This is a genomic window from Actinoplanes italicus, from assembly GCF_003001815.1.
In the GTDB taxonomy this organism is placed as follows: Bacteria; Actinomycetota; Actinomycetes; order Mycobacteriales; family Micromonosporaceae; genus Actinoplanes; species Actinoplanes italicus.
Genome location: NZ_PVMZ01000039.1, coordinates 51147 through 65998, shown reverse-complemented (window position 1 = coordinate 65998; position 14852 = coordinate 51147). Strand labels below are relative to the sequence as shown.

General features: G+C 71.0%; 12 protein-coding genes. 6 read left to right on the top strand and 6 right to left on the bottom strand.

Annotated features, from left to right (window positions below):
* The first annotated feature begins 800 nt into the window (after positions 1–800).
* Both CLV67_RS48560 and CLV67_RS48555 read left to right on the top strand, forming a co-directional pair.
* Positions 801–1925 carry an aldo/keto reductase gene (locus tag CLV67_RS48560; protein WP_106330779.1) on the top strand — a complete coding sequence of 375 codons (1125 nt, stop codon included), beginning with the start codon at positions 801–803 and terminating at the stop codon, positions 1923–1925.
* The gene (locus tag CLV67_RS48555; protein WP_203737843.1) at positions 1912–2508 is read left to right on the top strand and encodes a TetR/AcrR family transcriptional regulator; all 597 of its coding nucleotides are present in this window, start codon (positions 1912–1914) and stop codon (positions 2506–2508) included. The genes CLV67_RS48560 and CLV67_RS48555 overlap by 14 nt, the downstream gene beginning before the upstream one ends.
* Here CLV67_RS48555 and CLV67_RS48550 read toward each other — a convergent pair.
* Genes CLV67_RS48550 through CLV67_RS48540 form a run of 3 tightly spaced genes read right to left on the bottom strand, consistent with a single transcriptional unit; the run spans position 2490 to position 7111 of the window.
* Complete coding sequence (locus tag CLV67_RS48550) at positions 2490–2969, bottom strand: SRPBCC family protein (RefSeq protein WP_106330777.1); 480 nt, start codon at positions 2967–2969, stop codon at positions 2490–2492. The two genes, CLV67_RS48555 and CLV67_RS48550, sit on opposite strands and share 19 nt — an antisense overlap.
* A complete protein-coding gene (locus CLV67_RS48545; protein WP_106330776.1) occupies positions 2966–3442 on the bottom strand; it encodes a metalloregulator ArsR/SmtB family transcription factor in 477 nt (158 codons plus the stop codon). The genes CLV67_RS48550 and CLV67_RS48545 overlap by 4 nt, the downstream gene beginning before the upstream one ends.
* Positions 3443–3463: 21 nt before the next feature.
* Positions 3464–7111: a PAS domain S-box protein gene (locus CLV67_RS48540; protein ID WP_106330775.1), complete on the bottom strand. Its 3648-nt coding sequence runs from the start codon at positions 7109–7111 to the stop codon at positions 3464–3466.
* Between the two features lie 94 nt (positions 7112–7205).
* Between CLV67_RS48540 and CLV67_RS48535 the strand changes: the two genes are divergently transcribed.
* Entirely contained in the window at positions 7206–9224 is a 2019-nt protein-coding gene (locus CLV67_RS48535; RefSeq protein WP_106330774.1) for an ATP-binding response regulator, read from the top strand.
* Positions 9225–9230: 6 nt separating this feature from the next.
* Here the strand turns inward: CLV67_RS48535 and CLV67_RS48530 are convergent, their stop codons facing one another.
* Complete coding sequence (locus CLV67_RS48530; protein WP_203737854.1) at positions 9231–11264, bottom strand: cellulose binding domain-containing protein; 2034 nt, start codon at positions 11262–11264, stop codon at positions 9231–9233.
* A 77-nt stretch (positions 11265–11341) separates the two neighbouring features.
* Between CLV67_RS48530 and CLV67_RS52500 the strand changes: the two genes are divergently transcribed.
* Positions 11342–11509: a hypothetical protein gene (locus tag CLV67_RS52500; protein ID WP_170154292.1), complete on the top strand. Its 168-nt coding sequence runs from the start codon at positions 11342–11344 to the stop codon at positions 11507–11509.
* Between the two features lie 86 nt (positions 11510–11595).
* Here the strand turns inward: CLV67_RS52500 and CLV67_RS48525 are convergent, their stop codons facing one another.
* Positions 11596–11823 (bottom strand): DNA-binding protein, encoded by a 228-nt coding sequence (locus tag CLV67_RS48525; protein WP_106330772.1) that lies wholly within the window; start codon positions 11821–11823, stop codon positions 11596–11598.
* Between the two features lie 137 nt (positions 11824–11960).
* On the opposite strand from CLV67_RS48525, the gene CLV67_RS48520 reads away from it, so the two are divergent.
* Positions 11961–12614, top strand: coding sequence for a CDP-alcohol phosphatidyltransferase family protein (locus CLV67_RS48520; RefSeq protein WP_170154291.1), 654 nt, complete (start codon positions 11961–11963; stop codon positions 12612–12614).
* Here CLV67_RS48520 and eno read toward each other — a convergent pair.
* Positions 12551–13861: a phosphopyruvate hydratase gene (gene eno / locus CLV67_RS48515; RefSeq protein WP_106330770.1), complete on the bottom strand. Its 1311-nt coding sequence runs from the start codon at positions 13859–13861 to the stop codon at positions 12551–12553. The genes CLV67_RS48520 and eno overlap by 64 nt on opposite strands.
* Positions 13862–13978: 117 nt before the next feature.
* Here eno and CLV67_RS48510 point away from each other — a divergent pair, with 117 nt between their 5' ends.
* Positions 13979–14851, top strand: a complete 873-nt coding sequence (locus tag CLV67_RS48510; RefSeq protein ID WP_106330769.1) for a MerR family transcriptional regulator — start codon at positions 13979–13981, stop codon at positions 14849–14851.
* The last annotated feature ends 1 nt before the right edge of the window (position 14852 follow it).

Genomic DNA, 14852 nt, shown 5'->3' with positions numbered 1-14852 from the left:
TTACGAGAACGGCACCGACATCAGCCTGCTACCCGCACTAAACGTAGCCTGAAGACCAACTCATCGACCCTGTCCGTCGAAACGGGTCAAGCCCATGCTGGCGGTCGTGCGTGGTGACTTGCGGCGCCGGTGAAGCCGCAGGTCACCACGCGGGCGTGTGTGGTGAGCTGTGCCCGCATACGGACCGCAAGTCACCACGCAGGCGTGCTCGCGGTCGTGCGTGGTGAGCTGCGCCCGCATACGGACCGCAGGTCACCACGCGGGCGTGCCGCCTTCGGTGCGTGGTGACTTGCGGCGCCGGTGAAGCCGCAGGTCACCACGCAGGCGTGCTCGCGGTCGTGTGTGGTGAGCTGTGCCCGCATACGGACCGCAAGTCACCACGCAGGCGTGCTGGCGGTCGTGTGTGGTGAGCTGTGCCCGTATGCGGACCGCAGGTCACCGCGCGGGCGTGCTGCTTTCGGTGCGTGGTGACTTGCGGCGCCGGTGAAGCCGCAGGTCACCACGCGGGCGTGCTGGCGGTCGTGCGTGGTGAGCTGTGCCCGCATACGGACCGCAAGTCACCACGCAGGCGTGCTCGCGGTCGTGCGTGGTGAGCTGCGCCCGTATGCGGACCGCAGGTCACCGCGCGGGCGTGCCGCCTTCGGTGCGTGGTGACTTGCGGCGCCGGTGAAGCCGCAGGTCACCACGCAGGCGTGCTCGCGGTCGTGTGTGGTGAGCTGTGCCCGCATACGGACCGCAGATCACCACGCGGGGTGGGTTTGGACTGGCGGGTCCAAAAATGGCGCGCCACAGTCGCAGCCATGAACGACTACTACCTGCTCGGGCGCTCCGGCCTCCGCGTCAGCCGGCTGGCTCTCGGCACCATGAACTTCGGCGTCGGCGGTTTCCACGCCGCCTACGGCAAGCCGGAGGACGAGGCCGAGGCGATCTTCCGGCGGTACGTGGAGGCCGGCGGCAACTTCATCGACACCGCCGACTTCTACACCGCCGGGGAGAGCGAACGCATCCTCGGCCGACTCATCGCCCGGTCCGGCCTGCGTGACCGGCTCGTGCTCACCAGCAAGTTCACCAACAGCGTCGACCCGGCCGACCCGAACGCCGGTGGCAACGGCCGCAAGCACATGATCCGCGCCCTGGACGACTCGCTACGCCGGCTCGGCACCGACCACCTCGACCTCTACCTGCTGCACACCTGGGACCGGATCACCCCGCCCGAGGAGGTGGCCCGCACCTTCGACGACCTGATCCGGGCCGGGAAGATCCGGTACGCGGGACTGTCCGACGTCCCCGCGTGGTACGCCGCCCGCATCCAGACCCACGCCGAGGCGCACGGCCTCACCCCGATGGTGACCGTGCAGCTGCCGTACTCGCTGATCGACCGGGCGATCGAGCCGGAGTTCGTGCCGATGGCACAGACGCTCGGCATGGGCCTGACCGCGTGGAGTCCGCTCGGCGGCGGCCTGCTCACCGGCAAGTACCGCCGGACCGCCGACGGCCTCGACGGGGCAGGGCGGCTCGCCGGCTCGGGCGCGCAGATCGATGAACGCGACTGGCGGGTCATCGGCGAGCTCGAGAAGGTCGCCGCCGGCCTGGGACGCAGCATGGCTCAGGTGGCGCTCAACTGGGTGGTGACCCAGCCGGCCGTCGCGTCGGCGATCGTCGGGGCGAGCAGCGCCGGGCAACTCGACGGCACTCTGGCCGCGCTCGACTTCGCGATACCGGCCGACGCCCGCCGCCGGCTCGACGAGGCCGCCGCCTGGCCGCTGCCCAAGCCGTACTCGATGTTCACGGCGCAGTACCAGTCGTGGATCGTCAGTCCCGGACTCACCGTCGGGGACAAGCCGGCGGGGTACGCTCCGCCCGTGCTGAACGCCGCGCAGACCGGCGCTGACGCGCGGGAGCAGGCGACCGGTGCTGACGCGTAAGGGCGAGCAGACGCGCTCGCGGATCGTCGCCGGTGCCGCCGACGAGATCCGCGAGCGCGGCGTGGACGAGTTCCGGCTCGAGGACGTGATGGCCCGTACCCGGACCAGCAAGAGCCAGCTGTTCCACTACTTCCCGGACGGCAAGGAGCAGCTGCTGCTCGCCGTGGCGCGGCACGAGGCCGACCGGGTGCTCGCCGACCAGCAGCCGATGCTGGGTGACCTGACCACCTGGGAGTCCTGGCATCGGTGGCGCGACCGGGTGGTCGAGCGTTACCGGGAGCAGGGCACGGACTGCCCGATGAGCATCGTGCTCGGGCACGCGGGACGGCGTACGCCCGGGGCGCAGGCCGTGGTGACCGGGTTGATGAGCCGATGGCAGGAAGCGCTCGCCACCGGGGTCCGGCACATGCAGGCCGCCGGTGAGATGAACCCGGAGCTCGACCCTGGCCGGGCGGCCGCCGGACTGCTGGCCGGCGTCCAGGGTGGCGTGTTGTTTCTGCTCACCATCGGTGACACCGGTCATCTGGAGGCCGCCCTCGATCTGGGGCTCGGTGCCATGAGGTCTCAGCGCAACGACTCGTAATACTCCTTCATCGCGGGGAAGTAGTCGCTGAAGTCCGGCACGGGGGCGCCCTCCCGCGAGGCGACCAGGGCGTCGAGGTAGAACTCCCAGCCGGGGCCGGTCTCGCCGACGTTCTCGGTGCCGGTCAGATGCTGGGTGAAGCGCAGCTCGGTGACCCCGGCGGACTCGGTCAGCGTCAGGTCGAGGTGCCACTCGCCGTACTCGTCGACGGCCGACAGGGCCAGTCTCTGCCGCGGCTCGCACGCCTCGATGGTCATCTCCACCCAGGGGTCGCCCTCCTCCTGGACCATCTGGACCTTGATCGTGCGGCCCGGCGCGCCTTCGCCCTGCCAGGGACCGAACCAGCGGGCGGTGCGCTCCGGGTCGGTGAGGCTGGCCCAGACGTCGGCGACGGGCGCGCGGAAGGTGCGGGTGAGTACCAGGTCGTTGCCGAACAGGCGTCCGGCCGGGGTCGGGCTCATGCGCTTTTCTCCTCGTGCGTCGTGGGCGAGTGCGTCGTGGGCGAGTGCGTCGTGGGCGAGTGCGTCGTGGGCGAGTGCGTCGTGGGCGAGTGCGTCGTGGGCGAGTGCGTCGTGGGCGAGTGCGTCGTAGGCGAGTGCGTCGTGGGGGAGGTGAGGCGCTCGCGGCGGGTGCGGTGCACCTCGGTCTCCAGGGCGTCGAACCGGTGCTGCCAGCCGGACGGGCGGGTCAGCCGGCCGATCCAGCCGGCCAGCTCGTCGAGCGGGCCGGCGACCAGGGTGTAGACGCGGCGGCGGCCGTCGGCCGTGTCACGGACCAGGCCCGCGTCGCGCAGCACGCGCAGATGGCGGCTGATCGCGGGCCGGCTGATCGGGAAACGGCCGGCGACCTGCCCGGCGGTCAGCGGCTGGTCGCGCAGCAGCAGCAGGATCTCCCGCCGCACCGGATCGGCGATCGCGCCGGCCACCTCGTCCACCCGGGAAGCGTAACCTATCGGTTACGCGTTTGCCGAGACCGTGATGGCGTGAACCGCGTCGACGGTCTCCCGCGCGACCGCCCGGAGATCGGTCACGAGCGCCACCGCCTCCTCCAGCCGCCCTGCGCGGGCCGCCTGCTCCAGCCGGCCGGACGCCTCGGCCAGACCATGGGCGCCGAGGTTCCCGGCGGCACCCTTCATCTGGTGGGCCGCGTGCCGCAGGGCCGGCGCGTCGTCCAGCGCGAGAGCCTGCATACACTCCTCGATCAGGTCCGGGACCTGGGAGACAAGCCGTTGCAGCAGATCGGCGAGGGCCTGGTCGTCGACCGTCGGCGCGGCCGCCCGCAGCAGATCGAGGCGCCGCTCGATCTGCAGGCGGACCTCGGACCGGGCCGGGCCGGCGGCCGCACAGCGCTCCAGCGCGTTCGTGATGTCCTGCGGCATCACCGGCTTGGCGATGTGGTCGTCCATGCCCGCCTCCAGGCAGCGTTCCCGGTCCTCGGGCATGGCGCCGGCGGTCATCGCGATGATCGGCACGTGGCGGCCGCCGGTCTCCCGGCGGCGGATCTCGGCGGTCGCCGTGTAGCCGTCCATCTCCGGCATCAGGCAGTCCATGAAGATCGCCAGGTAGTCGTTCTCCGCCGCCAGGGCGACGGCGACCCGGCCGTCCGGGGCGACGTCGGCGCTGTAGCCGAGGCGGGCCAGGATGCCGAGGGCGACGGTCTGGTTGATCGAGTTGTCCTCCACGAGCAGCACGTGGCCATGGTTCTCGAGGCTCGCCGGAGGCTCCGCCGCGGGACCGTCCACCGGGGCGGCGACGACGCTCACCAGCAGGTCGTAGAGCTGGGACTGGCGGAACGGACGGGCGAGCGCGGCGCCCGTGCTGCCGATCGGGACGACCCGGGGTGTCGCCGCGTCCCGGAAGCCCTTGATCGTCCCGGCCTCCCGCTCGTCGCACAGCACGAGGTCGAAGGGCCGTCCGGAGGCGGTGGCCTCGGCCAGCACCCGCACCGCGGCCTCCCCGTCCTTCGCGGTGGCCGGTGCCATCCTCCAGGTCCGGAGCTGGTCCAGCAGTTCGTGCTGCGCGTCGCCGACCAGCAGGACGCGCAGCCCTTCGAGCGCGGGGTACTGGGGATCGGCGGCCCCCTCGGCGGGCCAGAGCGGCACGGTGAACGTGAAGGCGCTGCCGTTGCCGGGCCTGCTGGTCACACAGATCTGGCCGCCCATCACGGCCACCAGTTCGCGGCAGATCGCGAGGCCCAGACCGGTGCCGCCGAACCGCCGGGTGGTTCCGGCGTCGGCCTGCGTGAACGGCTCGAACAGCTCGCGCTGCTTGTCCTCGGCGATCCCGATGCCGGTGTCGGTGACCACGAACCGCACCGGCGTGGCACCGTCCGGACGGTCGTCGGACGTGGCCGTGGCGGTCACCTCGACGCTGCCCTCCTCCGTGAACTTGATGGCGTTGCCGACCAGGTTGAGCAACACCTGCCGCAACTTCCCGGCGTCGCCGCTGAGCGGGCGGTACAGACGGGGGTCGCAGCGGGCGGTGACCGTGAGGCTCTTGCCGGCGCAACTGTCGGCGACCAGGGCGACGACCTCGTCGAGCAGCCTGCAGAGGTCGAAGTCGATGCGTTCCGGCAGGGCCTTCCCGGCTTCCAGCTTGGAGAAGTCGAGGATGTCGTTGATCACCGAGAGCAGGCCGAGACCCGCGTTGCGGATGCCGTCGGTGTAGCGGCGCTGGGTGTCGTCGAGAGCCGTGTCCAGCAGCAGCCCGCTGAGTCCGATCACCCCGTTCATGGGGGTACGGATCTCGTGGCTCATCGAGGCGAGGAACTGCGACTTGAGCCGGGTCATCTCGATCGCCCGGTCCCGGGCCTGCTCCAGGGCGATCTCGGTCTGCCGCCGGGCCGTCACGTCGCGCCCGAAGGCGTGGAACGTGGGCGTGCTGTCCCGGCGGGTCCGCCACAGCGTCAGCTCGACCGCCAGTTCGGTGCCGTCCCGGCACAGCGCGTTCATCTCGGTCGGCCGGTCCAGCAGCCAGTCCCACCGGCCGTCCAGCAGCCGCCCGACCGCGCCGGCATAGCGGGCCGGGAGGATGGTGTCGAGCGCCCGGCGGCCGAGAACGTCGCCGCGCTGCCAGCCGGAGATCTGCTCGGCCTGCCGGTTGAACTCGGTGATCCGGCCGTCGGCGTCCATGCTGACGAACGGGTCGCTGGCCGCCGTCATGATCATCTGGAACTGTTCGCGTTCCAGGCGCAGCCGCTTGTCCGACTCGACCTCGGCGGTGATGTCCTGCACCGAGGCGAGCACCACGGGGCCGCTGTCACCGTCGACGGCGGTCAGGCTGATCTCGGCGGGGAACTCGGTGCCGTCCTTGCGTATCGCCGTCAGTTGCATCCCCTCACCCATCCGGCGCGGCGCCGGATTGGCCAGGTAGTCGCGGCGGTGGGCGATGTGCCGGGACCGTCGTGCGGCCGGGACCAGCGACTCGACCGACGCGCCGACGAGCTCGTGACGTTCGTACCCGAAGATCTGCAGTGCCTGCGGGTTGGCCAGGACGATCCGGCCCTCCGCGTCCACGCAGATCATCGCCTCCGGCGACGCGTCCACCATGCCCTGGAATTTGCGTTCGTCCACCCGTACTTCGGTGATCTCGGTGGTGGCGTGGCAGATTGCGACCGGGCGCCCGTCCGGATCGCGCATCGGGAAGACCGAGGTGACGAACGTCCGGGTGGCGTCACCGTCGGCCCGCTCGTCCTCGAAGACCATCGGCCGGTCCCGGGTGAGCACCGCACGGTCCCGCCGGACGATCTCGGCCAGTTCCTCGGGGCTGTGCAGCTCATGATCGGAGAGTCCCAGGGCGCCGCCCTCGGGAAGTCCGTGCAGCTGCTCGAACGCGGTGGAGGCGAGCAGGTAGCGCCCGTCGAACCCTTTGACGGTGAAGGCGGTGGGCACCTGCTGGAGGACCCCTGCCATCTCCTCGCGCTGCCGGAGTTCACGGTGGGACGCGTCGACCTGGGCGCCGGTCACCAGCGCGACCGCGCCGACCAGGGCCACGTTCGAGGCGACCAGCATCGCGAACCGGGCGTGGATGCCGTACCAGCCCGCGTGTTCCCCGGCGATCAGCAGCAGTCCGAACACCGGCAGGGCGACCATCGCCGTAGCCAGAAGCCGCCGGGTCAGTACACAGCTGGTGGAGCTGCCGAACAGCAGCCGTGCGATCCCAGTGTGTGAGCCGGCGGCCAGGACGGTGGCCGCGAGCAGCAGGGACACCGCGGCCGGCCCGAAGGCGAGCGGCGGCAGCCGTTCGAAGAGCACGCCGTAGCAGTCGAGCAGGCTGATCGCTCCGGCCGCGACCGCGACCACCTGACTCGCGGTCAGCATCCACGGCTGGGGTGGCGCGGTCAGCAGAATCGTCTGCCCGATGGCGAGGAGGACGAACGCCATCGCGGTGGTCGGTGCCACGCCGAGAGGCGACAAGGCGATCGCGGCGGCGATCAACGGCAACACCGCGGCGGTACGTCGCACGAGTGGCCGTGGCACGCGAGCGATGACGATCGTCGTGACACCGATGAGGACCAGGCACCATCCGGTGCCGGGGGACACAGGTATCAGCAGCGACAGGCCGAGGACGAAGGCGAGTGCTCCGGTCGTCACCTGATAGATCACGGATCTCCTCCGGAGGTTGGTTATTTCTCCGATTTAACACTTTCGGTTGGTTTTGGGAGGACAATCATGAGATTGGGTCCCCGAGGAGGCCGCCATGGCAACCGTCCTGGTCGTTGACGACGTCGCCGAGAATCGCGACCTCGTGACCATGCTTCTCAGCTGCCGGGGCCACGAGGTCCTCGAAGCCCGCGACGGGAACGACGCCCTCGACGTCGTACGCGCCCGTCACCCCGACATCGTCGTCTCCGACGTGCTGATGCCCGGCATCGACGGCCTCGAGCTGGTGCACCGCCTGCGGTCCGACGACGACCCGGCCACCGCCTCCTCGCCGGTGATCTTCTACACCGCCAACTACCTGGAACCCGAGACCCGGCCGATCGCCGACGCCTGCGGGGTCTCGCGCGTGGTGCTGCGCGATGCCGACCCCCGCGAGCTGCTCGACGCCGTCGACGAGGTGCTCGCCGCCGGGCCGGTCGCGGTCAGCGTCGGACCGGCCGAGGAGTTCGCCCAGGTCCACAGTCGTGCCGTCAACGCCAAACTCGTGGAGAAGGACAGGGCGCTGCGGCACCGGGAGCGCCAGTTCGAGGCCATGGCGACCGCGTCACCGGTCGGGATGGCCCTGCTCGGGCCGGACGGCGACGCCACCTACGTCAACCCGCGGCTGACCGAGATCACCGGCGAGCCGGCCGGCCGGCTCGCCGGTGAGGGATGGCTGACCTGTCTCGAACCGGAGGTTCGCCGGGAGGCCGTCGACGCGGTCCGTCACCCGGACGCCGGGACGGTCGAGCACCGGTACCGCACCCACCTGATCCGCACCGACCTGACCGACCGGTGGCTGCGCGTGCACCTGCGGCCGATCGCCGACGCCGAGAGCGAGGTGTCCGGCGCGGTCGTCATGGTCGACGACATCTCCGACGTGGTGGCCGCCGAGGAACGGGTCGCCTACGAGACGCGGCAGCGGCAGGAGGAGGCGGCCGGGCACGACGAAGAACGCCTCGACAGCCTGCGCCGGATGGCCGGCGGCATCGCCCACGACTTCAACAACCTGCTCGGCTCGATGCTGGGCTTCGTGCAGCTGGTCAGCGACTCGGTCGCCGCCGAGGAGGACGCCGGGCGCCTCGACCGGCTGGCCGCGGCCGCGATCATCGAGGACCTGGGCCAGGTCACCCGCGGCGGGCGGCGGGCCACCGTCCTCACCGAACAGTTGCTCGCGTTCGGCCGCCGCGAGGTCAACGAGCCGGTCACCGTCGACCTGAACAGCTTCATCGCGGCGCTCGTCCGCGAGTTCACCGCGGAGCAGGTCACCGTCGCGTTGTGGCTCGCCGACGACACGCCACCGGCCCGCATCGACCGCCGATGCCTCGACCGGCTGATGCACAGTCTGCTGCGCAACTCGTGCGAGGCCATGCCGTCCGGCGGCACGATCACCGTGAGCACCTCGGCCGATCCGGCGGGCGGCGCGGCGTTCGTCGAGGTGACCGACAGCGGCACCGGCATGACGCCCGAGGTCCAGCGACGGGCCTTCGAGCCCTTCTTCTCCACCAAACCCGGCGTCCGTACGGCCGGACTCGGCCTCTCCACCGCACACGGCATCGTCACGCAGGCCGGCGGCGCGATCGTGCTGACCTCACCACCCGGATCCGGCACCACCGTCCGGGTCCGCCTGCCCGCCGCCGCGCGGGAGGTGACACTGGAGCGTCCCGGCCCGCCCGGCACCGCCACCCGTGACGCGACCGGCGAGGTCACGGTGCTGCTCGTCGACGACGACGAACCGCTGCGGGGCGCCGCCGAGCGGTTCATCGCCAAGGGCGGTTACCGGGTTCTCACCGCCGGTTGCGGCGCCGAGGCGCTGCGCCTCGCCGAGGAGTACGCCGGCCCGATCCACTGCCTGGTCACCGACGTGATGATGCCCGGTATCGACGGCCGCCAGCTCGCCCACCGGGTGCTCGAACTGCGGCCGGAGGCCAGGGTCGTGTTCATCTCCGGTTTCGCCGAGGCATTGCTCGCCGACGACGGGACGACCCTGGAACCGGGCCGTCCCGTCGTCGCGAAACCGTTCACCGGCGCCCAGCTCCGCGAGGCGATCGCCGCGGAGCTGGGCGCCGTCCGGTGATCCGGATCAGACGCTGGTGCAGACGGCGCCGTTCAGGTCGAACACCGCCGGGAGCACGTTCGGTCCGCTGTAGTTGCCGACGAAACCGACGCTCGCGGTCGCCCCCGGCGCCAGGACGCCGTCGCTGGTCACCTTGACCGTACGGCCGCTCTGGTTCCAGGTGGCGCTCCACCCGCTGCTCACGCTCTGCCAGCCGGTCGGCCAGGTGAACGTCAGCGTCCAGCCGTTGACCGGCGCCGCCGCGTTGCTGGTGACGTCGACCGCGCCGACGTACCCGTTGCCCCAGTCGTTGACGTCACGGAACTTCACCGTGCACGTCGAGCTCCCCGGAGTGCCGGTCGTGAAGGTCAGCGGCGGCGAGGCGGGGGAGACCCGGCCCGAGCCGTCGCGGGCCACCACGTTCACCGTGTACCGGCGGCCCGGGTCGAGGTTGCCGACGGTCAGTGACGTGCCGGTGGTCTCGCCGAGCTGCTCGCTCGTGCCGCCGTTCTGCCGGAACACCTCGTACTTGAGCCCGGCGGGCCCGGCAGGCCAGGAGATCGTCGCGGTGCGGGCGGTCACGGTCGCGGCAGGTTTTCCGGGCGCCTTCGGCGAGTTCGCTTCGGTACGGCCGGCGCGCACCGTGACCAGCGAGATCGAGTACGGCGCGAGCGTCTGCGACGACGCCGACCCGGCCGGCGCCGTGGCCACCCCGTCCGCTCCGTTGGTGAAGCTCGCGACCGACGGCGTGCCCGCGGCGGCCGTGAACCCGTGGTAGTTCAGCTCCACGGTCCGCGACGCGTCCGGATCCTTGTTGATCAGCAGCACCGCCACGTCGCCGTTGGCCTTGCGCACCGCGTGCGCGCTGACCAGAGCGTCGTTCGATCCCGCGCCGACGAACCGGTCACCGGCCTTCGCGAAGTCGCCGACCAGAGACAACGCGTGGTACGGCGCGAACGGCGTGTTCATCGGCGGCTGGCAGACGGTGTTGTCGGCGTTGCAGTTCCCGCTGGAGAGCAGGCCGTAGTCGTTGTAGTCGGTCTCGCCGGCGATCTCGGAGACCGTGCCCAGGCCGTTGTGGACGTTCCACCAGTGGACGGTGAACACGCCCTGGGCCAGCAGCGAGCTGTAGGCGTCGGCGAGGAACAGCGCGCCCGGCTGGGTGTTGCGGCCGACGTCGACGTTCGTCTCGGTCATGCTGATCCTGATGCGGTCCGCGTTCGTGCCGGCGTACTGGCTGATCTGCTGCTTGAGCAGGTACACGGCGTCCTGGATGTGCGCGGTCCGGTCGAGCGCGTCGGCCGGCGCGCTGCCGCCCGGATACCAGTGCACGTCCACGAAGTCGATCGCCGCCCCGGCGCGGGTCAGCACCTCCTGGTTCCAGCTGCCCTGGTCACCGGAGCCGACGATGGCGTCCGGCCAGTTGCCGGGCATGGTGAGCACGGCGCCCACCTTGATGGTCGGGTCGACGGCCTTCATCGCCTGTGAGTAGGCGACGACGTGTGACGCGTACTCCTTGGGGCTCTTGTCGGCGTGGTCGTCGGCCTCCCACGCCGAGCCGTAGTGGCCGTTGCCGTAGTTCTCGTTGCCGATGGTCCAGTACTTGGCGCCGTACCCCTTGGTGACGTTCGCGTAGCGGACCCAGTCGGCGGCCTCCTGGGCGGTGCCGGTCCCGTAGTTGGCGATGATCATCGGCTGGGCGCCGGTACGCCGCGCGCCGGCCATGAACGTGTCGAAGTCGGTGTCCGGCGCGACGTAGCCGCCGGGAGCGGTGTGATCGCGCCAGTGGTAGATGTCGGCGTAGGAGCCACCGGGGTAGCGCACCATCGTCACGCCGGCGTCACCGAGCAGGTCGGCGACGGCCGGGGTGCCGAGCTGGCTGTCCCAGATGGCGTGGTTGACGCCGACCGCGACGTCACCGACACCGGCCAGACCGGCCCGGACGTCGATGTCGACACGTGTTTCGGCGGGTGCGGCGGTGGCGCTCACACCGGCGGACGGTGGTAGGACGGCGGCTGCGGCGGCGAGCAGGACGGCGCTCGCAAGCCGTTTCCACGGCATTGTCTTCTGCACGAGAGTCTCCGCTGACGTGGGGATGATGTTGGGAGCGCTCCCATAATCCGCGTAACAAAAGAAACATGTCAATGAGTCCCGTCGCCCCGCCCTGGGCACCGCGTTTGTCGGGCCGGGTTCCGGGCGTGGTGTGGCGGGGTGGTTCGGGCGGGCCGGACGGACTCCAGGAACTGTCGGCCTGGCTGACCGGCCCGTCCGCCACCCCGCCGGACTGGGTTCTCACGCCGGAGTAACCGTCGTTCCGGGCGTTCGTCGACGAGCTTGCGGAGACCTCACGGGTCCCCGGGCACCTGTGGCTGGACCCGTAGGGCCCGCCGGGCTACTGCTCGGTCGCCGGTGAGCTCCGCCGGGGCTTGGCGATCCGCACCCGTCTGTTGGCGGCCCACGCCTCTACCTGTTCGCCGAGCCACACCTTGCCCTGCGCCAGTTCGGCGACGGGCTCGGGGAAGTCCGGCTGGATGGTGATCTGGTAGACGCGCTGGCGGCTGAGGTTGCCGAGGATCTTTCCCACCTCGGTGGGGCCGACGAGATAGATACGCTGGGCCATGCAAGGGACTATAGTCCAAGGACTAGTAGTGATCATCTTCGCCCCTGCCCATGAGGGAGCCGCGAGATCTTGTGAAATCGCGCCGCCGGGCCGACCCGAACCTCACAAGAACTGCGGGGGAGGGCGATGATCGCGCGGTGGAGAGAACGCGCAGTGAGGACTTCCGGCGGGCGGCCCGGCCCGACGCCGGGCTCTTCACCCGACGAGTGAACTATCCGATCGCGGCTCACCTCGGGGTGCTGGCTCACCGGCTCGGGCTGCGACCCTTCGCGCTCACCCTGGTCAACCTGGTGCTCGGGGTCGCGGGCTCGGCGCTCGTCGTCGCCGCGACCCCGGCAGCGGCGGCGATGGCGTGGCTGTCGTGGCAGGCCGCCTACCTCGCCGACTGTGCGGACGGTCAGCTGGCCCGGGTCACCGGCGTCGCCTCCGAGGCGGGTGGGCGGCTCGACGTGCTGGTGGACGTGGCCGTACAGATCGGATTGGTCATCTCCGTCGTGATACTCGCCGGTGGCGCACCGGCCTGGCTGGTGGCCCTGTTCGCCGCGAGCTGGATGATCTCCATGGTGACGTCGGTGCTGGCCCGCGACGGCGCGAACCTCAGTCTGCTGCCGTCGCGGGCGTGGCCGGTCCAGGCCGTGAAGATGGTCCGCGACCACGGCTTCAAGGTGACCGTGATCGCGGTGGCCGCCGCTGCCGGTCCCGGCCCGATGACCTGGCTGATCGTCGGCTACACCGTCCTGAACTGCGGATTCCTGTTCGCGTCGATCGCCCGGTCGGCCCGGCCGGCGTAGGCGGCGGCCCGGCCCAGCTCCTCCTCGATACGGATCAGCTGGTTGTACTTCGCGGTCCGGTCACTGCGCGACAGCGAACCGGTCTTGATCTGCCCGCACCCGGTCGCGACGGCCAGATCGGCGATCGTGGTGTCCTCGGTCTCGCCGGATCGGTGTGACATCACCACCCGGTACCCGGCCCGGTGCGCGGTGTCGACCGTGCGCAGGGTCTCGGTGAGCGTGCCGATCTGGTTGACCTTCACCAGGATCGCGTTGGCGTACCCACCCTCGATACCGCTGGTCAGACGGTCGGCGTCGGTGCAGAACACGTCGTCGCCGACCAGCTGCAGCCGGTCGCCGGCCTTCGCGGTGAGCCGCTTCCAGCCGGTGAAGTCGTCCTCGGCCATCGGGTCCTCGATCGAGCTGATCGGGTACCGGCCGGCCAGGTCCAGCAGGTACGCGATGTGCTCGTCCACGCTGCGGGTGCGCTTCTCGCCGGCGTACACATAGGCCCCGTCGTGGAAGAACTCGGAACTGGCCGGATCGAGGCAGACCGTGATGTCGGCGCCGGGACGGTAGCCGGAGTCCTCGATGGCGCTCACCACGAACCGCAGCGCCTCGTCGGCGTCGGTGAAGTCCGGCGCGAACCCGCCCTCGTCGCCGACGTTGGTGCTGTGCCCGGCCGCGGCCAGCTGCTTGCGCAGCGTGTGGAACACCTCGGAGCCCATCCGTACCGCCTCGGAGAACGTGGGCGCGCCCACCGGCGCGATCATGAACTCCTGGAAGTCGAGCGGGTTGCCGGCGTGCGCGCCACCGTTGACGATGTTCATCATCGGCACCGGCAGCAGCCGCGCGCCGACCCCGCCGACGTAGCGGTACAGCGGCTGCCGGTGCGCGGCCGCGGCGGCCTTCACCACGGCCAGCGAGACGCCGAGGATCGCGTTCGCGCCGAGACGGCTCTTGTCCTTCGTACCGTCCAGCTCGATCATCGTGGCGTCGATCAGCGCCTGCTCCTCGGCGTCGAGGCCGGTCAGAGCCGTGGCGAGCTCACCGTTCACCGCGGCGACCGCCCGGCTGACACCCTTGCCGTGGAACCGGTCCGGATCGCCGTCGCGTAACTCGACCGCCTCGTTGGCGCCCGTGGACGCTCCCGACGGGACGGCCGCGCGTCCGGTCGCACCGTTCGCGAGCACCACGTCCACCTCGACGGTGGGATTCCCCCGGCTGTCCAGGATCTGCCGCCCGGCGACCCGGCTGATGGCTGTCATTCTCGATCAACCCCTTTCGCTTGTACGGGGGAAAGCGTGGCCGTCCGCACGAGGTGTTGTCATCGCGAGAAGTGACACGTTGACCCGTACCCTGAGGTGCGGGTTTAGGGTTTCGGGATGCGAGTGGGGGAGTTGGCGCGCCGGACCGGGACGACGATCCGGGCGTTGCGTTACTACGAGGAGGCCGGGCTGGTCGTGCCCCGGCGGCTGGGTAACGGCTACCGTGACTACGAGCCGATCGCCGAACGGCAGGTCGCGCAGATCCGCGAGCTGATGGCCCTGGGCCTGTCCGTCGAGGAAACCCGCCCGTTCGTCGAGTCGATCGCCAACGACGACGACGTGTGCGCGGCCGCCGTGGCCACGTTCCGCAGCACCGTCAGCAGCCTCCAGGAGCGGATCGGCGAGCTGACCGCCCAGCGGGAGGCCCTCGACGCCCGCATCGACGCCGCCGCTCACCGCATCGTGACCGGCCCACCCGCGCCCGGCACCGACCCGGCCGAGCTGGTCGGCAAGCCGCTGCCGGGGCTGCACTTCTACGCCAGCGACGGGCGGCCGGTCGCCCTGGACGCGCTCGGCCCCGGCCGGACCGTGGTGTTCGTCTACCCGTTGACCGGTCGTCCCGGCGTCGATCTGCCGCGCGGCCTGCTCGAGGTGCACGGCGCCCGCAGCCGGGACAGCTGGCTGCGCGACCACCACGCCGAACTGCTCGCCGCCGGCGCGGCCCGGGTGTACGGCCTGTCCGCCCAGTCCACGGGCTACCAGCGCGAACTCGCCCACCGCCTGCGCCTGCCGTACCCGCTGATCCCCGACCCGAAGCTGACCCTGGCCGCCGCGACCGCCCTGCCGACCCGGACCGACGGCGACCTGACCGTCTACGAACGCCTCACCCTGATCGTCACCGACGACCGCGTCGAGCACGTCTTTCATCCGATCCCGGACCCGGCCTCACACGCCCTCGACGTGATGCGCTGGCTGACCCAGCGCCGATGAA